This is a genomic window from Sutcliffiella cohnii (genome assembly GCF_002250055.1).
In the GTDB taxonomy this organism is placed as follows: Bacteria; Bacillota; Bacilli; order Bacillales; family Bacillaceae_I; genus Sutcliffiella; species Sutcliffiella cohnii.
Genome location: NZ_CP018866.1, coordinates 4137332 through 4159056, shown reverse-complemented (window position 1 = coordinate 4159056; position 21725 = coordinate 4137332). Strand labels below are relative to the sequence as shown.

The 21725-nt window shown below is 36.1% G+C and carries 18 protein-coding genes; 15 read left to right on the top strand and 3 right to left on the bottom strand.

Annotation, left to right across the window (positions count from 1 at the left end; genetic code table 11):
• The first annotated feature begins 97 nt into the window (after positions 1-97).
• Complete coding sequence (speE, locus tag BC6307_RS20790) at positions 98-952, top strand: polyamine aminopropyltransferase (protein WP_066421999.1); 855 nt, start codon at positions 98-100, stop codon at positions 950-952.
• Positions 953-1336: 384 nt separating this feature from the next.
• On the opposite strand, the gene BC6307_RS20785 is transcribed toward speE, so the two are convergent.
• Positions 1337-2740, bottom strand: a complete 1404-nt coding sequence (locus tag BC6307_RS20785; protein ID WP_094366207.1) for an IS110 family RNA-guided transposase — start codon at positions 2738-2740, stop codon at positions 1337-1339.
• Between the two features lie 535 nt (positions 2741-3275).
• Between BC6307_RS20785 and BC6307_RS20780 the strand changes: the two genes are divergently transcribed.
• Both BC6307_RS20780 and BC6307_RS20775 read left to right on the top strand, forming a co-directional pair.
• Entirely contained in the window at positions 3276-4064 is a 789-nt protein-coding gene (locus BC6307_RS20780; RefSeq protein ID WP_066421975.1) for a DUF2935 domain-containing protein, read from the top strand.
• Between the two features lie 415 nt (positions 4065-4479).
• Entirely contained in the window at positions 4480-5241 is a 762-nt protein-coding gene (locus BC6307_RS20775) for a transposase (RefSeq protein WP_066421978.1), read from the top strand.
• A gap of 395 nt (positions 5242-5636) precedes the next feature.
• Here BC6307_RS20775 and BC6307_RS20770 read toward each other — a convergent pair whose 3' ends face one another.
• Positions 5637-6026, bottom strand: coding sequence for a hypothetical protein (locus BC6307_RS20770; protein WP_066421980.1), 390 nt, complete (start codon positions 6024-6026; stop codon positions 5637-5639).
• Positions 6027-6271: 245 nt separating this feature from the next.
• On the opposite strand from BC6307_RS20770, the gene BC6307_RS20765 reads away from it, so the two are divergent.
• From BC6307_RS20765 to BC6307_RS20735, 7 genes are all read left to right on the top strand, one after another.
• The gene (locus BC6307_RS20765; RefSeq protein ID WP_094366207.1) at positions 6272-7675 is read left to right on the top strand and encodes an IS110 family RNA-guided transposase; all 1404 of its coding nucleotides are present in this window, start codon (positions 6272-6274) and stop codon (positions 7673-7675) included.
• Positions 7676-8181: 506 nt separating this feature from the next.
• Positions 8182-9627, top strand: coding sequence for an N-acetylmuramoyl-L-alanine amidase (locus BC6307_RS20760; RefSeq protein ID WP_066417909.1), 1446 nt, complete (start codon positions 8182-8184; stop codon positions 9625-9627).
• Positions 9628-9906: 279 nt separating this feature from the next.
• Entirely contained in the window at positions 9907-10434 is a 528-nt protein-coding gene (locus tag BC6307_RS20755; protein WP_066417913.1) for a signal peptidase I, read from the top strand.
• 60 nt (positions 10435-10494) lie between these two features.
• A complete protein-coding gene (locus BC6307_RS20750; RefSeq protein WP_066417916.1) occupies positions 10495-11016 on the top strand; it encodes a hypothetical protein in 522 nt (173 codons plus the stop codon).
• Positions 11017-11083: 67 nt separating this feature from the next.
• Positions 11084-12004, top strand: a complete 921-nt coding sequence (locus BC6307_RS20745) for a hypothetical protein (protein ID WP_066417918.1) — start codon at positions 11084-11086, stop codon at positions 12002-12004.
• Positions 12005-12383: 379 nt separating this feature from the next.
• A complete protein-coding gene (gene nhaC / locus BC6307_RS20740) occupies positions 12384-13823 on the top strand; it encodes a Na+/H+ antiporter NhaC (protein WP_084380514.1) in 1440 nt (479 codons plus the stop codon).
• Between the two features lie 534 nt (positions 13824-14357).
• On the top strand, positions 14358-14840 hold the full coding sequence (locus tag BC6307_RS20735) for a hypothetical protein (RefSeq protein WP_066417921.1): 483 nt from the start codon (positions 14358-14360) through the stop codon (positions 14838-14840).
• Positions 14841-15100: 260 nt separating this feature from the next.
• On the opposite strand, the gene BC6307_RS20730 is transcribed toward BC6307_RS20735, so the two are convergent.
• The gene (locus tag BC6307_RS20730; RefSeq protein WP_066417923.1) at positions 15101-15979 is read right to left on the bottom strand and encodes a helix-turn-helix domain-containing protein; all 879 of its coding nucleotides are present in this window, start codon (positions 15977-15979) and stop codon (positions 15101-15103) included.
• 179 nt (positions 15980-16158) lie between these two features.
• Between BC6307_RS20730 and BC6307_RS24915 the strand changes: the two genes are divergently transcribed.
• From BC6307_RS24915 to BC6307_RS20710, 5 genes are all read left to right on the top strand, one after another.
• Positions 16159-16311 carry a hypothetical protein gene (locus tag BC6307_RS24915; protein WP_157076670.1) on the top strand — a complete coding sequence of 51 codons (153 nt, stop codon included), beginning with the start codon at positions 16159-16161 and terminating at the stop codon, positions 16309-16311.
• 96 nt (positions 16312-16407) lie between these two features.
• On the top strand, positions 16408-17088 hold the full coding sequence (locus BC6307_RS20725) for an ABC transporter ATP-binding protein (protein ID WP_066417925.1): 681 nt from the start codon (positions 16408-16410) through the stop codon (positions 17086-17088).
• A 15-nt stretch (positions 17089-17103) separates the two neighbouring features.
• Positions 17104-17847: an ABC transporter permease gene (locus tag BC6307_RS20720; protein WP_066417927.1), complete on the top strand. Its 744-nt coding sequence runs from the start codon at positions 17104-17106 to the stop codon at positions 17845-17847.
• A 50-nt stretch (positions 17848-17897) separates the two neighbouring features.
• Positions 17898-20537 carry a lantibiotic dehydratase gene (locus BC6307_RS20715; RefSeq protein ID WP_066417931.1) on the top strand — a complete coding sequence of 880 codons (2640 nt, stop codon included), beginning with the start codon at positions 17898-17900 and terminating at the stop codon, positions 20535-20537.
• Complete coding sequence (locus tag BC6307_RS20710) at positions 20537-21715, top strand: hypothetical protein (RefSeq protein ID WP_066417934.1); 1179 nt, start codon at positions 20537-20539, stop codon at positions 21713-21715. The genes BC6307_RS20715 and BC6307_RS20710 overlap by 1 nt, the downstream gene beginning before the upstream one ends.
• Positions 21716-21725 lie beyond the last annotated feature (10 nt).

Genomic DNA, 21725 nt, shown 5'->3' with positions numbered 1-21725 from the left:
ACTAGAGTGCTTTACAAATCACTTCTCTGGACAAGCCTCCTATCCTCTTCTATCCTTATATATATATAGAAATAGTAGATTAGAATGGGGGATGATGATGGACCTAAATAAACCATACTTATCAAGAAAAAACGGAGACCTATGGCTTACTGAAGATGAATACGATAATCTGAAAGTGAGCTACCGGATAAAAGATGTCATTTATGATCAAAAATCATCTTGCCAGGATGTTATGATTTTAGATTCCTATAATTTTAGAAGAATGCTAGTGTTAGATGGTGTTGTTCAAACGACATCGGTTGACGGGCATATTTATAATGAAATGATTTCGCATGTGCCAATGTCGATTCACCCAAATCCACAAAAAGTACTAATCATTGGCGGTGGGGATTGTGGTGTTGCGAAGGAAGTTGCCAAGTATGAAGGTGTCGAACATATTGATATGGTTGAAATAGATGAGCTTGTTGTAAAAGCTTGTATCGAGCATTTACCTGAAGTGTCTGGTCGTCTAGCGGACCCACGTGTTCATTATATTTTCGATGATGGCGTTAAATTCGCAGCTAGTAAGAAAAAGGAATATGATCTCATTATCGTTGATTCATCTGATCCAATTGGGCCGGCAAAAGTATTGTTTGAACAAAGCTTTTATGAGAGCTTGCATGAGGCATTAAAAGACGATGGAATGATGGTGTGCCAAAGTCAATCACCAATCTTTCATGCAGATGTGATGAAGCAATCCTATAAACGGATTTCGGGGCTTTTCCCGGAGGTCAAAATGTACACAGCAGTAGTCCCAACGTATCCTGGAGGGCTATGGAGCTTCACCATCGGGTCAAAACAACATATAAAGCCTAACGCAAGTAAAGTAAGAGACAAAAATACAAAATACGTAAACGAACAAATCGTGGAAAGCTGCTTTTCACTACCACAGTTCATAAAAGAAATGTTATAAAGTGTGGACACAGGGACAGATACCGTGGACGGAGGGACAGCGTATAATGGCAAATAAATCAATCGCTATTTTTTACTTAAAAAAGGCCGACTTTAAGTAAAACCCCTCTATTTCCATTTTTTTGAAGGTTCAACCATCACAAAACTTATATAGAACTTCTCTAGGGCGTGAAAGGATCTTGCTTTTTTCATCCTACATTGATACCGCCTAGTGAATATAAACTTAGCTTTCACGTATTATTCGTACTTATAGGACAAGATCCATAACGCTGTCCCGCGAGGTCTTATAGCCTCAGGTTCCTAATACAATGTGATCTAACGTCCTAGAGAAGTTCCATGTTCAAAAATCAATTATCCCGCAATAAAATACTTTCTCTACAAATAATTAACTAGCGCATTTAATGGGTGAGACATGTGTTTCAAAGAATTTTTTAACATTCGTTTTACGGATTTTCTTACTAATCTCTTCGAGAAGGACATAATTCTTATCCTCTGTTTGATAGAGAGTATGGTTACGAATCATAGCGAACGCAAGTCTAATCATTCTGTTACCTAAAGCTATATAAGCTTGACGCGAGTGTTTTCCTCTTTCCTTCAATTTCTGGTACCGTTGTTGCATCTCAGGGTTATTTACAGCTAAAGACCTTCCAACTTGATAAACAATATTTCTAAAAGGTCGCCTACCCTGTTTGGAAACCCCGTAATAAGATGGCCTGTTATCTCCTGACTGCTTAACGATAGGATTTGTACCAGCCAATTTAATCAGTTGTCCAGCCTCATCAAAATCAGAGAGGTCTCCGATTTCCGCCACTAATTCTGCCCCTGTTACTAATCCAATTCCTTGTACTGAAAGAACAACTGCACCATCCATAACTATAAATAATTCTTCTATCTTACGTTCTAAAACCTTTATTTGGTCGTCTAATAAATCTAGCCGATCTAATTTTTGACTAAGCAAGAAAATATCAGCATCTAGTTGTTCCTTAGGACGGGAGATGGAACCTTCGGCATATTCTAACAGGAGTTGGATAGACTTATCTCGGAGTTTTAAATTCTCACGTATTGATAAGTCTCTTAATCCTTCTTCCCCTAACTTTAAGATGTCAGAGGGATGAGGATAGTGCCTCATTAAATATCTAGACGCTTTACCAAACACGTCAGTCAGAGGCTTAGAAATCTTTCTTTTCCCATTAATCCATACAGTTTTTCCTTGGTACTCTCGGAAAATATGATCCATATGCATACGAATCAAATTCTTCGTTTTAGTTCGCTCTGAAGTTAGTTCCCGTCTAGCTCTAGTCAGCTTTCGAAGTTTCGCTATATTTCCTGTAGGTAACTCGTTAGAGGTACCCCTACCATGAATGACAGATTGTACAATGGCCATTAAGTCCAGGTTATCCGTCTTTGACCAATTCAATAATGCCTCTCTTTCTTTGGCGGTAGTAGCTGCATTTATTGTTCGTACATGATACCCCTCGAGATGACATTTAAAGACTAAATGTTCGTAGTAATGTCCAGTGGTTTCAATGCCGACCACCACTCGTGTATTAGCCTTTACTTTATGTCTTCCAATAAGAGTTTTTAGCTTGGTAAAACCAGACATAGATGCATCTATATCAAATGGTTTTTCTAATATTTCTCCATAAAACGTAGCAATCATTGCTTTGGGAGTATATTTAGCTGCATCAATCGCTACAATCAAAATATTCTCTACTCCAGTCTCTCTCACAAATTGCGCCCATCGACTTCCAATCTTACCTTGAATATGATTTAATGTTGAATATACCATCGTTTTCATCTCCTTTGGTAGGGAATGTAGTTTGGAAGTTCTGTGATAGGTACTTCTATTTTACAATGAAAACGGTGGTTTTTTATTGTAATTAACTATTTACTATACTAGGTCCCTCGTCCACACAAATATTGGAAAAATGAAACCTTGCATCCGGAACAGGCTGCAAGGTTTTTTAAATAAATTAGATAGAAAAGATGACAGACTACAAGCGTTCCGTCCCAACCAATACACATAGACTTCGCAAATTCAACATTATATGAAAAAACTTGTGCATTTTTTAGCACACAAAACTGGCACAACTTATTAAACTTTCAAGTTCTGCAATGTTCATCCCTCCACCATATTTCCTCATTTACATCCCGATCTACATACACTTATTGATGTTAAGTTTAATCATTTGGAATAACGTATTCTTAATAAACAAGTACCAGGCAACCGAATTCTGAGCTAAATGTAAAATGTTAGAATTAGGACATATTGCTACTACATACTTATATATATGGATGGGGATAAAAATAAGGGGAGTGTCTAGATGGCTAATCCGATTGTTGCTAGGTCATTAGATGAAATCCGATTTTGGTCTAGAATTATGAAAGAACATGCGTTGTTTTTAAGCTTAGGATTTACTTATGAACAAAAGCAATTGATTGACGAAGCAAACCAATTTATTACGCTTTTTGAACGAATAGAAGAAAAGTTATCAAAGTTCTCAGTGAATTCGGATCCAAGGCAAGTTCAAGCATTTAATAATGAGGTATATCAAGCTGCAGCAGCAATTTGGGGGTATAAAAGAAAAGTATTAGGATTAACTTTACGGTGTGAAATCCGTTCTAACAATTTCGCCTTATTAATTGACCATACTAGTAGGGAAGCCGCATATTTTGCCAATAGAATAAAAGAACTGAATGAAGGAAAACTCGCTCCAAGTCCGGATACTATTATTGAAGAGAACGTATTCTTCCTAAAGATAATGGCTGATCATGCTAAGTTCATTGGACATCTTTTAGATCCTTCAGAAAGAAAATTGGTAGAGCAGGCAAGAGAGTTTAGTCATGATTTTGACCAGCTGATGTTCCAAGCAGTTGATTTAGATTCTATGCGCCCACAATCAGAAACAAAACCAATCCTTAGCCAATTTTTAAATCAAAATAAAGTGTCTGTTGCTTCACTACGTGATTTTAAGAAAACAGCTAGAGAGTTAATTGAAGCGTGTCGTATAAAAAGTAACATTCATCCCCTTTTGGCTGACCATACATTTAGAGAAGCTGAACGATTTTTAGAAATTATCGATATGTTTGAAGCGAGTTTGATAAGAAATTAATATTGTATTGTGGGTGCGATTGTTTATTTAGGACAATCGCTTTTTTGCGTTTATTGAAGGGAGGCAGTCCGCAGATAGAATGGAGAAAACCTCCTAAATATTTCTATAAAAAGTATTGACTAAACTAAACGAATCTTATATTATTACGGTGTAGAACGAGTGTTCTAACTTCGTTTCTCCCCTACTGCGAACTCCGTTTTCTATTACTTCTCTTTTCATTTTCATTACTAAAAAATAGGAGGGTAATGCATTACCGTGAGTAAGTCTATTTTATTTCAATTTTTAAAAGCCTCTGCAAAAAATACCGTTAAGAATCTGCCTTTCCAATACCTTTCGAGTAAAAACTTTTCCGTAATTAACTTTAACCTTTATTCATTAAATGATCGCCAGCATGTGCAAGGTTGGTGAACGAATCATGCCTAGAACTAGAAGAGAAAAAAGTAGAAGTGGTATTTACCACATTATGATGCGAGGAATTAATCAACAAACGATCTTTGAAGATGACGAAGATAAAACTCAGTTTTTATATACGTTAAAAAAATTTAAAGAAGTCAGTAAGTACGAGCTTTATGGTTATTGCTTGATGGATAACCATGTGCATCTGTTACTACGAGAAACGGAGGAATCACTTTCGCTAGCGATAAAAAGAATAAGTTCGAGCTATGTGTACTGGTATAACGAGAAATACAATCGTTGCGGACACTTGTTTCAGGAAAGGTTTAAAAGTGAAAAAGTAGAAGATGGTAGGTATTTCTTAACCGCACTCCGTTACATTCACCAAAACCCACATAAAGCTGGTATTGTAAAAAGTATATTTGAAAGCGAATGGACTAGTTTAAGAGAATATACTTTGAAAGAAAAGCTAGTGGACACGGAGTTAGCGTTAAGTCAGTTTGCTACTAATAAGAAAGCTGCGGTTGATTTATTTCTTAAATATATGATGGAGGAAAATAACGATAAATGTCTGGAATACGAAGTAATAGTAAAGCCAACAGACGATGAGGTAAGAGAGTATTTAAAAAATTTAGGAGTGGAAAGCAGTTCGAGTCTTCAAAAAATGGCAAAGGCTAAAAGAAATGAAATTCTCAGCAAGCTAAAAAAGCAAAAAGGTGTATCAGTAAGACAAGCTTCCAGAATTACTGGAATATCGAAAAGTTTAATACAGCGGATAAAATAAATGGGACAGAGGGACAGGACAGTGTACGTGGGACATAGGGACATTCCTTGTCCGCTCAAATATTGGAAAGATGGTTTTCTTTAAAAAAACACCGAAATATTCCAGAAAGGTAAACCATTTTTAAGAAAAAACCTACAATCGTTTGTAGGTTTTTTTGCATGAGACGAAGTTAGGGTTTAAAGGTTTTCAGTTTTTACGAATTTAAAAGGAAGGACGGTATCGGAGTTTTTCGTACGATGTGAGCAAAAATAAATATCACGAAGAATCAAAGCCAATTTTTAAAGGGTACAGAAATTGGCTTGGATTACCCCTGATAGAAAGAATGAATGACAATGCCATCCACTCGCTTATCCATTTTTTGTTGGGACGCGGGACCTGTCCCTCTGTCCACATGCTTACTCATTAAAAGAACTTGCATTATCCTGTGCTTGTTGTAGCATTTGTTGTGCTAATTCGACATCTTCTTGTTCTTGTCTTACTTGTTGTTGCGCTTGCAGTAACTCATGTTGTTTCGTTTGAACGAGTTGCTGCGCCTGTAATAATTGTTGCTGCTCCATCTGCAATTGCTGAAATGCTTGTTGAACATCTTGCTGCGCTTGTTCCAGCATTTGTTGTGCTTGCGGAGTAGAAGGTACGATAGTTTGTAATTGGTTTTGTACTTGTTGAATCGTTTCGTGCGCTAGTGCCATTTGAGCCAAGTTTGCACTAGCTGTTGCGTCTTTCACAACTTGTTGTGCTTCTTGAACAGACTCTTCAAGTACCATTAGCTCGTTTTTTTGTGTCATAAAGAAAGCCTCCGATAATGATTATTTTGTGAAAAAATATCCTACATTTATCGTGCGCTATTTTACTATTTCTATCCCAAGTGGGACGGAGGGACAGGTCCTTTGTCCATCCATTTTTTGGTGGGACGCGGAACCTAGTATAGTAAATAGTTAATTACAATAAAAAACCACCGTTTTCATTGTAAAATAGAAGTACCTATCACAGAACTTCCAAACTACATTCCCTACCAAAGGAGATGAAAACGATGGTATATTCAACATTAAATCATATTCAAGGTAAGATTGGAAGTCGATGGGCGCAATTTGTGAGAGAGACTGGAGTAGAGAATATTTTGATTGTAGCGATTGATGCAGCTAAATATACTCCCAAAGCAATGATTGCTACGTTTTATGGAGAAATATTAGAAAAACCATTTGATATAGATGCATCTATGTCTGGTTTTACCAAGCTAAAAACTCTTATTGGAAGACATAAAGTAAAGGCTAATACACGAGTGGTGGTCGGCATTGAAACCACTGGACATTACTACGAACATTTAGTCTTTAAATGTCATCTCGAGGGGTATCATGTACGAACAATAAATGCAGCTACTACCGCCAAAGAAAGAGAGGCATTATTGAATTGGTCAAAGACGGATAACCTGGACTTAATGGCCATTGTACAATCTGTCATTCATGGTAGGGGTACCTCTAACGAGTTACCTACAGGAAATATAGCGAAACTTCGAAAGCTGACTAGAGCTAGACGGGAACTAACTTCAGAGCGAACTAAAACGAAGAATTTGATTCGTATGCATATGGATCATATTTTCCGAGAGTACCAAGGAAAAACTGTATGGATTAATGGGAAAAGAAAGATTTCTAAGCCTCTGACTGACGTGTTTGGTAAAGCGTCTAGATATTTAATGAGGCACTATCCTCATCCCTCTGACATCTTAAAGTTAGGGGAAGAAGGATTAAGAGACTTATCAATACGTGAGAATTTAAAACTCCGAGATAAGTCTATCCAACTCCTGTTAGAATATGCCGAAGGTTCCATCTCCCGTCCTAAGGAACAACTAGATGCTGATATTTTCTTGCTTAGTCAAAAATTAGATCGGCTAGATTTATTAGACGACCAAATAAAGGTTTTAGAACGTAAGATAGAAGAATTATTTATAGTTATGGATGGTGCAGTTGTTCTTTCAGTACAAGGAATTGGATTAGTAACAGGGGCAGAATTAGTGGCGGAAATCGGAGACCTCTCTGATTTTGATGAGGCTGGACAACTGATTAAATTGGCTGGTACAAATCCTATCGTTAAGCAGTCAGGAGATAACAGGCCATCTTATTACGGGGTTTCCAAACAGGGTAGGCGACCTTTTAGAAATATTGTTTATCAAGTTGGAAGGTCTTTAGCTGTAAATAACCCTGAGATGCAACAACGGTACCAGAAATTGAAGGAAAGAGGAAAACACTCGCGTCAAGCTTATATAGCTTTAGGTAACAGAATGATTAGACTTGCGTTCGCTATGATTCGTAACCATACTCTCTATCAAACAGAGGATAAGAATTATGTCCTTCTCGAAGAGATTAGTAAGAAAATCCGTAAAACGAATGTTAAAAAATTCTTTGAAACACATGTCTCACCCATTAAATGCGCTAGTTAATTATTTGTAGAGAAAGTATTTTATTGCGGGATAATTGATTTTTGAACATGGAACTTCTCTAGGACGTTAGATCACATTGTATTAGGAACCTGAGGCTATAAGACCTCGCGGGACAGCGTTATGGATCTTGTCCTATAAGTACGAATAATACGTGAAAGCTAAGTTTATATTCACTAGGCGGTATCAATGTAGGATGAAAAAAGCAAGATCCTTTCACGCCCTAGAGAAGTTCTATATAAGTTTTGTGATGGTTGAACCTTCAAAAAAATGGAAATAGAGGGGTTTTACTTAAAGTCGGCCTTTTTTAAGTAAAAAATAGCGATTGATTTATTTGCCATTATACGCTGTCCCTCCGTCCACGGTATGTGTCCCGCTGTCCACATGTTCCATCCTGATTTTAGGTAAAAAGTAGTAGAAATGTGGTTTAGTTTGACATAAAATAGAATTCGTGTGCATTTTAATTAGTTCGTCTTTACTACTTTAGTCAACTTAGAAGGAGCGTTAAAATGAATAGGTATTTTCAATTGTTTGTCCTTATAGGAATTTTTTTATTTTTTTTAGCAGGTTGCCAAGCGTCCAATGCGGGTGCACCTGATGAAATGATGGTCGATGAAGAAGAGTTACTTTTATCAGAAGAGGTAGAGGTAGTGACACCTTTTGTTGATGTTGCTTTTAATCATTGGGCCGTTGAAGCAATTTTGTCTTTAAACTACGATGGTTTAATAAAGGGATATGAGGATAGTTCATTTAAACCGGACGAGCCGTTGACGGAAGGACAATTCCTTTTATTTGTTTTGTCATTTTTTGATGCGTTTGGTTTAGAAGAAATTCCAGTTGAACCGTTAGACCAACATATGCTCGATAACTTGTATGAGAAGGTGGACGATTACAACTTTCCGTTACAAGGATTCAGCAGCAAAGAAAAGATGGAAGAGCCTATAAATATAGAAGCCATTAATGAAACTTTTGCATTGTTGTATAACGATGATATGAAAGATGTTTTAGATCAAGCCTTAGCAAGTTCTTTTGAAAAAAATAAGGTGGTAACTCGTGCTGCCTTTGTTAACTTTTTATATGAAATGAAGAAAAATGAACTACATACTTCAGTTACTACTGATAAGTTATACACTTTAACAAATACATATCTGCTCGAACAGAAAGAGGAAGAGGAACGAGAACAGCGTGAACGTGAGGAAAAGTTAAAAAAAGAACAACGTGAATTAGAAGAAAAGTTAAAAAAGGAAGCAGCACAACAAAAACAGCAAAACGACGTGAAAACTAAGACAGAAACGTTCGGTCAAAGTCATAGTGCAGAGAAAGAGAAAGATGAGCCTATACAAGATGTAAAAACGGTCGCTGCCAAACCCAATACACCACCAACTTCCTACAATGCGGGGATTAGCATGACAGACTCGTTACTTCCATCAGCTAATTCTAGAGAAAGAACTACAGATGTTACGCACGTTATGGTTCATTTTATGAGTAACGGTCTTAATAAGCCTAATGATCCGTTTCATATTCAAGATATTCGTTCTCTTTTTACAAGTTACGGAGTGTCGGCTCATTACGTTATTGATCGAAATGGGGCTGTATATAGATTTGTTCCGGAAGACCGTGTGGCGTTTCATGCGGGAAAGGGGAATCTTAAAGGGTTTCCAGCGTACAAGGACAAAATGAATGATTATTCCATTGGAATTGAACTTTTGGCAATTGGCACGAAACAAGAAATGCTTTCGATGATACCGAATTTCCCATATGATTCAATTGATCCTGCTCATATAGGATATACAGACGCACAATATGCATCACTCAACAATTTATTGAACGATATTTACAGTCGCTATCCAACGATTTCAAAAAGTAGAAAACATGTAATTGGTCACGACGAATACGCACCTGGGCGAAAAACAGATCCGGGCACTCTATTTAATTGGAGTCGAATCGGCTTCTAATGAAGTGGGACACATGGATGGGGGACAGGTCCTTTGTTCATCCAGTTTTTGGTGGGACGCGGAACCTGTCCCTCCGTCCACATTAAAGTAGATGGACGAAGGAACACACTTCCTTGTCCATCTTTTTTTTGTCAAAAAATGTAGAGAACAAAACATGTCTCCCGCCGTCATATCCGTCTAGATTAAAATATCTTCATCCGAAAAGGGTTGTATTTGAAAATTCATTTCTGTATACTAGGTATAAAGTTGTTCTTTATTAAGAACTAAGAGGTGAAAATTATGCAAAAGGTCCTGCATAAGTTAGGGAATATTATGTTGATATTAATTATGATTACTAGTTTATTAGTTTTAGTTTCAGTAGTTACGGCAGATCGTGAAAAAGATAAGCCGCCGTCTATTTTTGGATTTAGTTTTCTTATTGTGCTTACTGGAAGTATGGAGCCCCAAATTAGTGTTGGAGACTTGACAATAATCAAAAAAATCCCTTTTGAAAAAGTTTTAGAAGAAGATGTTGTTACCTTTCGTATGAACAATAGTCAAACCTTTGTGACACACAGGGTAGAAAGAATTGTTGATAACAGTGCCTTAGAAACGAAAGGTGATGCTAATAATGTTATAGATGATGAATTAGTAACAGAAGAGCAATTGGTTGGGAAAGTGATGTTTATTGTACCGAAAGCTGGATATATTTTAAACGTCATAAAAAACCCGTATACTATTGCTGTTTTAATTTCTATAGGTGTAGCTATAATCGTTACTAACTTTGCTAGAGTAATTTTTCGAAAAAGAATTGCGCAAGAGAGATGAACGAATTTTGAGGGGGTGGTTGTATATAGAAGGACAAGCTTAATAAAGGGAATGATTAGTATGAAGAAAAAATGGATGTTAAGTTTATTCGGAATGGGCTTCATTGCGATTGTAGTAGTAAGCACGGTGGCACATTTTTCTAAAAGTTTCACCAGTGCGAATAATATTGTATCTGCAGCAACATTTTCAGTAGATGCAGTTGGACCAAATGGTATTTCGATAGGAGATGCACAATTTGATTTAGCCGGAGATTTTTATCCGGGAATAACTAACAAAGAAGTGTACAGCTTCCAAGTGCGCAATAATGATTCGTCAGTACCTGTAGAGTATATCGTGAACTTTTTAAAAAGTGGAGGTTTATTCCCAGAAAATCACCGCTCACCAATACTAATTACGTTAGAGAAATTAGTAGGGGAGAAATGGGTTGAGCAAGATTACAATAAGCCGATAACGCCAAATAGTGATGTAGAAACATATAGAGTGTTAGTGAGTTGGCTTCATAGCGGCAATGATATTAACTTTCAAGGAAAAACGGGGAAAATTGATTTTGAACTTATAGTCAAACAGGCAGATTTAAAATAATGCACGAGATTTATTTTTTTTGAAATGAACGTTCTTTATTAAGAATTGTATTGGGGGAGATGAATATATGTTAACAAACAAAAAGTTATTATTAGGATTATCTGCGTTATTTTTAATTGTTGCTGTTACTGTTTTTGGAACTATTGCTTATTTTAGTAAAAGTTTCACTAGCTCAAACAATGTGGTAACTGCAGCAACGTTTAATGTTGATGTTGTAAATGCTGATGGACAAACAATAAAAGATGGTGAGTTTCATTTAGATGGAAACCTTTTTCCTGGAATGGAGCCGCTAGAAGCTTATACTTTTCATATAAATAAGAATGAGACGAATGTTCCAGTAGAATATAGTGTGAGTTTAACCCCAACTGGTGAACTGTTAGTAAATGACGAATCTCCATTAAACCTTACATTACAACGTTTAATGAATGATGAATGGGTAACAGTGGATTATGCGGCGACATTTAGACCAGAAAGAGATGTTGAAAAATATCGCGTTATGGTAGATTGGCCTCATGGCAATAATGATATCGCGTTCCAAGGTAAATCTGGCAACGTAAAAATTGAAGTAGTAGCAACTCAAGTTGCTCCTGAAGAAGAACCGACAGAACCAGAAGGACCTCCTTACTACACTGGGGAAGTGAAATTTAAAGCAACACATAACGGTAGTACTAGAACGACGACAAATAAAGAAGTTGTTTTCTACACGAATGATAATGGAATGAGAGTAGTAGAAATTCTGATGGGAGACGGAAATGGAGACTTTGAAACGAGAGTCGGAAAAGTAACTGTAACAGAAGAATTGCACAACGGAATTATGTATTTCAGAGTCGTAACGGAAAATGAATATTATGCTAGTCCAACACAAGCATGGAGATCTAGAGTGGACCGACTTGATTTATCAGTTGAGGGCGTTGTCAACTTCCCGGCAACATTATCACCATACCTGTCTATTGAATCAGAAGCACTATACAACTGGTTCCAAAATTAATAAATTATATTAAAAAGGATTGCTATGGCGGTCCTTTTTTTGTTCTCCTTGTTTCGCGTACATCCAGTTTTTGGTGGGACGCGGGACCTGTCCCTCCGTCCATAATGGTGATTATTTTGGATTATATGAGAGGGATTGTATGAGATTTACATCATATAGGGTGGTTAATTCCGTTCTGTTCGAGTATATCGCGTTATACGGAGGATTAACTGAATTTACAGAAAATAGTTTTGCCGTTACCATTAATATATACCTCTTAATCATTTAGAAAAACGCAAGTCTTACGGATCATGCAGTGTACATTCACAATAATGAGCTTTAATTCACTATAATATATCCTAAATGATTGTAGGCTAGAAAAATTTAAAGGAGTGGTTAGTTGGAAGCCGATACGATTATTAAACCGTCGTTTAAGTATTCACTATTGATGTTAATTTCCGCGATAGCAATTATTTCTGTAGGGTTGTTAGTATTTGGTGCTCCGATTCAAATTCTGATGTTTATAAGTATGCTTGTGATGATTCCATTTATGATGAGACTAGGTTTTTCCTATAAGCAAGTAGAGAAGTCGATGATGAAATCGATGGCAAGGGCGTTACAGCCTGGACTTATTTTATTAACCGTCGGGATTTTAATCGGTGCATGGATTGCGTCAGGTACCGTACCTACTTTAATTTATTACGGTATTGAGGCAGTGTCCCCACAATATTTTTTAGTTACTACGTTAGTATTCTGTTCATTAGTGTCCATGTCGACCGGTACATCATGGGGAACGATCGGTACGGCAGGAATTGCGATGATGGGAGTCGGAACAAGTCTAGGTATTCCAGCTCCAATTACGGCAGGTGCTATTATTAGTGGTGCGTATTTTGGAGATAAAATATCGCCTCTATCCGATTCAACAAACTTAGCACCAGCTGTTACAGGTGGAGAGCTATTTACCCACATTAAGCATATGCTTTGGACGACAGTTCCAGCGTATATTATTACGGCCATTATTTTCACAGTGATGGGGTTACAATATAATGCTAGTACGGTAGATGCAACGAGCGTAAGCGCTCTTACCACTTATTTGTCCGAAACATTTAACTTAGGAATTGTTTCGCTTATTCCAATAGTTGTTTTAATTACATTATTAGTATGGAAAAAACCACCGATTCCTTCTATATTTATTGCTTCTGCTGTAGGTGGCATCGTAGCAGTTGCTTACCAAGGATTCGGTTTTGCAGAAACACTAACGATTTTTTATGAAGGCTATAGTGTAACTACAGGAATTGAAGTAGTTGATAGTTTACTTGTTCGTGGTGGATTAGCAAGTATGCTCGGTCTGATTGCGCTATTTATTTTTGCGCTTGGACTAGGTGGAATGCTTGCGGAATCTGGAGCTTTAGAAGCGCTACTTGCCTCGTTTGTATATAAAATTCAACATACAGGCTTGTTAGTTTTCGTAACGATTCTTGTGAGTTACTTTACGTTAGCGATCGGAGGTGCCATTTATTTCTCTACCGTTATGGGTGGAACGTTAATGAGACCAGTCTTTGAAAAGCTCAATTTAAAGCCAGAAAATCTTTCAAGAATTTTAGAGGACACCGGTACACAAGGTGGAGCACTCGTTCCGTGGACGGGAAGTGGAATGTACACCGCCGCAACATTAGGCGTTGCAACAGGCGCGTATCTTCCGTTCTGTTTCTTAGCTCTCATTACACCACTAGTATCCTTGTTCTACGGAATAACAGGATTAACGATGACGAAATACGATGAATCCGAACGTAAAGATAAAGATAGAAAAAGCAACAAACCACGCCCAGTAGAAGCATAATAAGTGGACACCGGGACACACACCGTGGACGGAGGGACAGGTCCCTTGTCCCACCATTTAATGGGAAAATAAATATGATAAATGTATAAATGGGCCGGTAGAGTAGAGTTCCAATATCTCCACCGGCCCAAATTAACTTATAAAACAGAAACTGTTCCTACATATCCACATCCCCGAAAGATATAAAATATCTCAAACAGGAAGTGCCTTCGTCTTTTCCACACAAAACTGTGATTTACTCTAATGTTATTAACAAAAATCGTGCATAACTTGAAATATCCACAGTCATTTTTTAAAAATAAAAGTTATTTTGAAAAATTATCCACAAGTAGCGAAAATCGTCGTATAATGAATTTGTAGAAGGGTGTGTGGACGAAGTTGGACGGGGGACAGGATGTTTGTCCCACCATTTACGGGAACGGACGAAATGTAAATGGAAAACAAAATCGAGGCAGGTATAATGTCTTGCATTGTATTTCTCCATTTTAGATCACTGCCTGGGAATACAATTTTTAATAAAGGGAGCTACATAGAATGAAAAAGCCATTAAAAGCTCTATTAGGTATTATTCCGTTGTTAGTTGTAGGTTACTTTTTCCTACCACATATAAATGGAAATTCCGATGCGATGATGACATACCTAGAAGAGACAGACAAATTTGCAATCAGCTACAACGAGATTATCGAGCAAGAATGGGCAATAGAAGATGAAGAAGAATTACTAGTTTTTACACAAGAGGTTTCGATTCCTAAAATGGAGGAATTGCTAACTGACGCAGAAACGTATGGGCAAGGGATATCGAAAAACAAGTTGAAAGCTGTGCACGATATTTATAACAGTAGCATAAGTAAGCGAATTGAAGCAGACAAAGCTTGGGTAAATGGAGATTTAGCTGATATAGAAGCGTTATATGAAGAAGCGGATTCTTTATATGTTCAATACGAAGAAGAGTTAGAAAAGCTCGCTAATAAATGGGCGGTTGAGATTGTTTGGGAAGATATAAGTGAGAATGAATGATATAAATTGTATTAGCTACCTCTGTTGTCGTTGAGAGGTAGTTTTTTAGTTTTATAGGAGAATAATTAGATGAACTAACGTAATGTAAAAATGGAAATGAAAGATTGGAGTATAGATAGTTTTTACGCTAGGGTACAATCACTCAGGCCACTCTATCGAACTGTAAGGAAGTTATTACCTTTTTATACTTCTATATACCTATACGAAAGTATAGTATATTTCACCTATAAACATTACGCAAAGAAGAAATGGACATGTTGTTAATTTTCTAAATGAGCTAAGTATGTTTCTACATATTTTACATGTATCGAATGGTCTAAAAATTCATAAAAAAACTTTGCTTGTTCAAAATATTGCTTCGTACGTGCCTTATCTTCATTTAGTTGAAAATAGCATAATGCAATTTGGAATAAGAGGTTACCGACGGCGGACATATCTTCTACTTTTTTGGAGTAATGAATTCCTTGTTGAGCAGTTTCAACTGCCAAATGGTATTCTTCATCTTCTACATATAATCTTGTTAAATTATAAAAAACTTTTAATTTTAACTTATTGTATTCTTGTGTATCAACATCATATTGTAGTAATTCTTGATAAATTTGCTTTGCCTTTTCATGCTGTTTATTCTCTGCTAATACGTTCGCCAATACATTTTTAATGCGCAAATCTTGCAACTTAGGGATTTCTTTCTTCTGATGGTTCGTTAAGTTGTTAAGTTCTTCGACGCACTTCTCCCATGAAACTACACCTATGTATTGGGCCGATCGCCAATATTGCCAATGAATATATTGAATATATTTATGGGGGAAAATAGTATATTTCATATTTTTTCTTTCGGCTGCTGTTAACTCATAAACCTCTTCATACCTTTTCTCTTTCGTTAATTTTTCAATCATCGCGACTGTACTATTCGTGTAAATGTTTTGTTCTTCTTCTAATGTGCGAAAAAAGTAATCAATCGTAACTCCTAATCTAGCAGCAATGTAATACATAATGTCGATGCTAGGGAAAACCTTCCCTTTTTCTAAATAACTAATCGTCGTTTGACAACAAATACCGTTTGCTAGTTCTTTCTGCGTAATATTCCTTTCTTTTCTAATCTTTTTCACGATTGCTCCTAATTCTTCATTACTAATCACAACAGCACCTCCGGAAAATATGAAAAATTTCTTATTTTCTGTAAAAAGATTATGTATTAGTAGTAAATGTTACCATAATGACCGTATATTGGCCTATAGGAAAGTTATATGGGTTTCGCTTTTTTTATAACCTTTACTATTATTATACTAGATTAAACAAAATTTGGAGGGAAATAACTATGAAAAAATTACTAATTATTCTAACAATGGGCCTTTTTGTACTATCAGCAGGAATAACAGTAGGTGCTACACCTAATTTAGAAAATAATGAGAATGGTAGTGTCGGAATTTTTGGCGGACCACCATTTGGTAATATTCCAACAGAAGATTAATTTCAAGCCTTTATAGAAAACGCGCTACATTGGCTTGCTAGTAAACATCATTCCATAAAATTCAGAAGAAAGAGTAAGTGAGGTGTAGAGGTTTTGATGTTGGAGATCGTTGATATAAAGAAAAGTTATGGAAAAAAAGAAGTTCTAAAAGGTGTTTCTTTTACAGTAGAGAAAGGGGACTTTTTAGCGATAATCGGGAAAAATGGTGTTGGAAAAACTACACTGACCAATATTATATGTCAGCTCGTCAAGCAAGATAGTGGGAAAGTGAAATATGGCTTTCAAGAAAAAGATATTTATTCTAAGATCGGGGTTCAGACTCAATCTGGTGATTTTGATGATCGTTTAAAAGTGGATGATATGTGTACACTTTGGAGGAAGATTTATAACGTAGACGCGACAAAAGTCGATCAATTATTAGAGCGGTTTGATTTAACTGGTGTTAGAAAACAATACATTAAAACACTGTCAGGTGGCCAAAAGCAAAAATTAAATATTCTATTAAGTTTATTAAATGACCCTGAACTTTTAATATTGGATGAGCTTACAACGTCATTAGATGCTATTAGCAGACATGAAATGAGAAAATATTTAAAGCAACTGAATGAGCAAGGGAAAACAATAGTTATGATTAGTCATTACATGGACGAGGTGGAGGACCTTTGTAATAAAGTAGTTGTTTTGAAAGATGGAGAAGTAGAACAAACAACTAGCCCTAGAGCTTTAATAGGATCCAAATATAATAGCTTACAACAATATTTTGTAGAGTGTGTGTAATAAGGGGAGGAAATCATGAATACAGTTAATGCTCTATTTGAGTTAGAAGTAAAAAAGCTGCTAAGAACATGGATCATATTAGGATTTGGGATTGTCGCTCCTCTTTTTTTCTTAGTCATGCAAACAGAGATTAGTAACAACTCATTAGAATTATATGGTATGGAAATAGCTCCAATTGATTTTACGTTTCCAATGTTTGCTTTCCTCAGTGTCGTCGTCCTCGCGATTGGTAACGTTGGAATTGGATTTTCTTATATGAGAAGTATTTACTTTTTTAGAAGATTACGATTAGCCTCTGTGAAAAGTATTCAATTTATATCAGCAAACTTCCTTGTACAACTATTATGTGCCATTTTTACGATTGTGTTATTAGTAGTAGTAGCAGCAACTAGGTACAATTTAAGTTTTGAAGGAAAAAGCTTCCTCACATTCGGGTCCATTTTATTTCTTTCCTTTATGATGTGCTACTTTATTGGCGTATTTATCGGAAATTTAACAACCGATCCAAAAACATCCCAGACACTATCAATGGCAGTATATTTTGTCATTATCTTTTTAGGTGGCGTAACATTTCCGACGGAATTGATGCCTTCTTTCATGCAAAATATCGCGTCGATCCTTCCAACAACACATGCGGTTAAAGTACTACAAATCTCCTGGAATGGCGGAGATATATGGGAGTCGTACCATTTGCTTTATGTTATTGGAACAACGATTATCACAGGTATTTTATCCATTCGATTTTTTAAATATGACTAATAATAAATCGAATAAAGGTGGGTTGGCGCCAATCTATAGGAGTTGTTATGATGGAAAACAAGCTACCATTATTTTTAGTTAGAAAAAACAATATCCCATTTACGTATACGTTAGAATTCGGGTCTGGGGAACTTTATGAAAAAGTTAGTAACTATCATATCGTTCTTCAAGAACGCTCGGAGAGTATAGATGAACTCATTCGTAATATGGAAGGCAAGATTAAAGAAGTTCAAGATGACCAAGAGCGGAAAAAGCTAATTAATTTAAAACGAGATATCTTTAATCTTCGCCCAAGGCTAGTTAATAGCGTTGATAAGTGTGAGGAAGTACTAGCTCGTTACCGTTTACTAGACGATGCAAAGGCTGTTAAAGCTGTTTACGTGCACTCAAGAAAACTAAAAGAAGAGCTCGAAGAAATCTATGAACATACTCGTTTAAAAGAACGTTCACATCTTCATGATACGTTCGTTAGAGAAGATTCCTTAATGAATGCTTTGAAGTTTATCCAATCTACGATTATGGAAAAGGCTAGAAGTTATTTTAATACACCAATTGAAAAACATGGAGTAAAACAGCGGAAATTAGATAATACGTTGTTGAAAGTGTTAACGAGAGCCACTCATAAAACGAGTCCATTTAGTACGTTAACGAAAGTAGGCGTCGGCGAGTTTACGGACGAAATAGAGGATGCACCACTTTTAAGAGAAGGGGAGCAATATACAATTACGAACATTAACGTTGCTTTTCTCCTTCGAGCATTCGAAAAAGTATTACTTCGTCCGTCTGTCATTACAAAAATGAAATTCCGCTTTAACGAAACGCTTACCATTTTAGAGGATCGATTTTATTGGACAACGTTGGCAGACCAGCCTCAAAAGCGGAAAAAAATATTCCGTACTGCCGATACATTAATGAAAATTAAATATAATCAACTACTTGGAAGTTTGTATGAAACGTTGAAGTACGAAGAGCCATTCACGTATGAAAAATTAGAGCATGTCTTTCTACAAGTTGGATTGGATAAGACAAAAGCGTTGCAGTACACAATCTCGCTTATAAAGAATGATTTTATTCAGCCGACGAGAGCGTTACGAGAGCAAAGTAACGAGACAATCCCGAATTTTCTAAGCCATTTAGAAGAGTTAGAAGTCATCGAAGAGGATGAAGTAATCAAAAGCGTCTATCAAAATTTAACAGAGATACAATTACAGTTAGATAAGTTTGACCGCCTTAGCGTGAAGGATAGTTTTATTAGTTATCAAAAAATTGTCCGGTTGTTCCGCGAAATTTCCGTACATTTAGAACTGCCAGAGTTGGACGAAAAGCTATTAATCTACCAAGACTTTTTAACGATGGAAAAACGTTATGAAAAGCAAAGTGATTGGCAAGAAGTGGATCAATCTCTTCAAACTTTCCAACATTTATCCGTTATATTTGATGCAGTGTTACGCCTACAATATATTTTAGGAAAATTTGTAGTAAATAAATACGGTAATAAGAAAGTTTCGTTCCAAGATAATGAGCAGGAGGATGTTATTGAAGTTATTCTAAATGCCATTTTGGAAAATGCCGGCCACTTATGGGGAAGTCAGTTTAGTGAAACAGAGTTAACTGATGATGTTGAAGAAATAAAACAATTAGATGCGGCTAAAAATAAATTTATTCAGTTTTTGAAAGAAAAAGCGACGACCAGAGATAGAGAAGATATTGTTATAACTACTGAGTATGTTCAAGAACTATTACAACCATTGTCACATATGTTAAGCGGGTACGTTCAGTCGAATAGCTTTTTCGTACAAGCAAATCCAGATGGAAAAGTCGTACTAAACGATATGTATGGTGGTTACCTCGCCTATTTTTTACGATTTTTCTACAACATGAAAGATGTATTAGAAAACCCAAAATTAGAGAAATACATAAGTGAGACGATCCATTCTAGAAATGTCGTCGATATATATAAATCTTATGGCTTTAATGCAAATGTCCGACCGGCAATTACTAGAAATAGTGTGAATGTACCTAATAGCCGCATTGCTGATTCGGAACATTTCGACCGTATTATTAGCTGGGAAGATTTAGAGATTCAATATAACGAGAATTCAAAGAAAGTAGATGTGTTTGCAAAAGGAGAACAAGTAAATATTTTATTTTTAGGCTCACTCATGACCCGTCTCATCCCGTCGATAAGTGCCATGCTACACGCACTATCTGCTAACGGAGTGTTGTTTAGAGATATAGGCTCTATTCTAATGGATGACTTTCTGCTAAATATGAAAGATGATTTTATCGTCCAACACTTTCCGAGAATAATGCTAAATGACAATCTCGTGCTAAGTAGACGTTGCTGGGTTGTGTCAACGAAAATATTTACAGAATATTCCGACGTTGAATTAGATGCATTTATACATTTTCATCGTTTTTTAGAAGAACAAAAAATCCCGACCAGACTATTTTTGCAAAGCTTAAAGGGACAAGCTTCGGAAGAGGAAAATGCAGAAAAGCTAGAAGGTGTATTTGATAAACCACAATATATCGATTTCACGAGTCCGCTTTTATGGAATTTGTTCAAAAAGGAAATCGAGAATACCCCTTACTTTTTGCTAACAGAAATATTTCCTGACTTCGAAGGATCGGAGAAAAAATATGTGGATGAATATTTAATGGAGTTTACATCCAAAGGAGTTAAGTGATGAACAAAAACGAATTTCATCTATTAAAGGTATTTCTTTATGATACGAAACAGTTAAGGTTGTTCTTTTATGACATGCTGCATATCGTCCGTAAAGAAGTGGTTGAAATAACGGATTGCATGATTCAAAAAAATTGGGTAAAAGGACCTCACATCGCACTATATTTCAAAATCCTTGGAGAAAAGAATGAAAAGGAAGTTCTTGCTAAGCTTGAATCTTGCATTCAGGAAAAGCTGTCGTCCTTTGAAAATTCTGTTACGAACGCTGATTATGAAAAATATGAGCAGCTGTCACAACGTTTAGCTCGTGCAGAACGTTATCCGGGTGATCTTGTTCCGTTAAAAGAAAATAAGACTATCGATTTTTCATTATTTAATCTATCAGACATAAAAACAGTGTATGATGTGTCGCTATATAGAGAGATAGAAGTTGCAAAGACGAAATTTTTCCTAGAGCATTACCCGTTATTAAAGAAAATGACTGAAGAGGAAAAAGAGCTACTTAGTACGAAATTGATGTTAATCGTCGCAAAACAATATTTTATCGAGTTCGATCAGGAAGTATTGAAAGGGATTAAGTATGGATATATGTCTTTTAAATCGCATTATGAAGGATTTAACATGCAATTACTACGTATGGACCCATCAAAACGAACACTCATTGAACAGAAAATAAATGAGCAATCGGACTTGATGCAGCAATTTTTAGCCGATTTTGGAAGCTTTGTTCAGCAAATTGATGATAGTTTCATCCAATATTACGAAAACGATAAAGCTCTGTTGGTAGAGTGGAAGAATGTGACAAGTCGGTTAGATGAGCTGTTTAAGGAAGGATTGCAAAACAAGCAAATCCAATTTGAAGAATATCATGACATCTCATCCTTTGTTCAAAGTTCCAATAAAATGAGTGAATTTCATAACGAGTTTGTGGATGGTGACGGCTTTGCTCAATTTTCTAAATCAATCGGATTTTTAAAATATCGATTATTAGTTAATTTTTTATATAGCGTTTTTCCGTTGTTAAATATTTCACCGTTACAAAAAAACAAGCTTTGTAAAATAATTAGTGATGCATCGGAATCTTATTTTCAATTCTCTTGGAAAGACTTGAAAGCTTTAAGAGGAGACACATACGACGGTGATGATATTTATGAAAAAATAGGAACGAATAGAAGTTAGGAGAAGAAAA

Coding starts and splice junctions, on each gene's coding strand:
- BC6307_RS20715 (WP_066417931.1), top strand. CDS start 17,898: ATGGAAAACAAGCTACCATTATTTTTAGTTAGAAAAAACAATATCCCA.
- BC6307_RS20770 (WP_066421980.1), bottom strand. CDS start 6,026: ATGACACAAAAAAACGAGCTAATGGTACTTGAAGAGTCTGTTCAAGAA.
- BC6307_RS24915 (WP_157076670.1), top strand. CDS start 16,159: ATGAAAAAATTACTAATTATTCTAACAATGGGCCTTTTTGTACTATCA.
- BC6307_RS20735 (WP_066417921.1), top strand. CDS start 14,358: ATGAAAAAGCCATTAAAAGCTCTATTAGGTATTATTCCGTTGTTAGTT.
- BC6307_RS20755 (WP_066417913.1), top strand. CDS start 9,907: ATGCAAAAGGTCCTGCATAAGTTAGGGAATATTATGTTGATATTAATT.
- BC6307_RS20750 (WP_066417916.1), top strand. CDS start 10,495: ATGAAGAAAAAATGGATGTTAAGTTTATTCGGAATGGGCTTCATTGCG.
- BC6307_RS20725 (WP_066417925.1), top strand. CDS start 16,408: ATGTTGGAGATCGTTGATATAAAGAAAAGTTATGGAAAAAAAGAAGTT.
- BC6307_RS20710 (WP_066417934.1), top strand. CDS start 20,537: ATGAACAAAAACGAATTTCATCTATTAAAGGTATTTCTTTATGATACG.
- BC6307_RS20780 (WP_066421975.1), top strand. CDS start 3,276: ATGGCTAATCCGATTGTTGCTAGGTCATTAGATGAAATCCGATTTTGG.
- BC6307_RS20720 (WP_066417927.1), top strand. CDS start 17,104: ATGAATACAGTTAATGCTCTATTTGAGTTAGAAGTAAAAAAGCTGCTA.
- BC6307_RS20775 (WP_066421978.1), top strand. CDS start 4,480: ATGCCTAGAACTAGAAGAGAAAAAAGTAGAAGTGGTATTTACCACATT.
- BC6307_RS20785 (WP_094366207.1), bottom strand. CDS start 2,740: ATGGTATATTCAACATTAAATCATATTCAAGGTAAGATTGGAAGTCGA.
- BC6307_RS20745 (WP_066417918.1), top strand. CDS start 11,084: ATGTTAACAAACAAAAAGTTATTATTAGGATTATCTGCGTTATTTTTA.
- BC6307_RS20760 (WP_066417909.1), top strand. CDS start 8,182: ATGAATAGGTATTTTCAATTGTTTGTCCTTATAGGAATTTTTTTATTT.
- speE (WP_066421999.1), top strand. CDS start 98: ATGGACCTAAATAAACCATACTTATCAAGAAAAAACGGAGACCTATGG.
- BC6307_RS20765 (WP_094366207.1), top strand. CDS start 6,272: ATGGTATATTCAACATTAAATCATATTCAAGGTAAGATTGGAAGTCGA.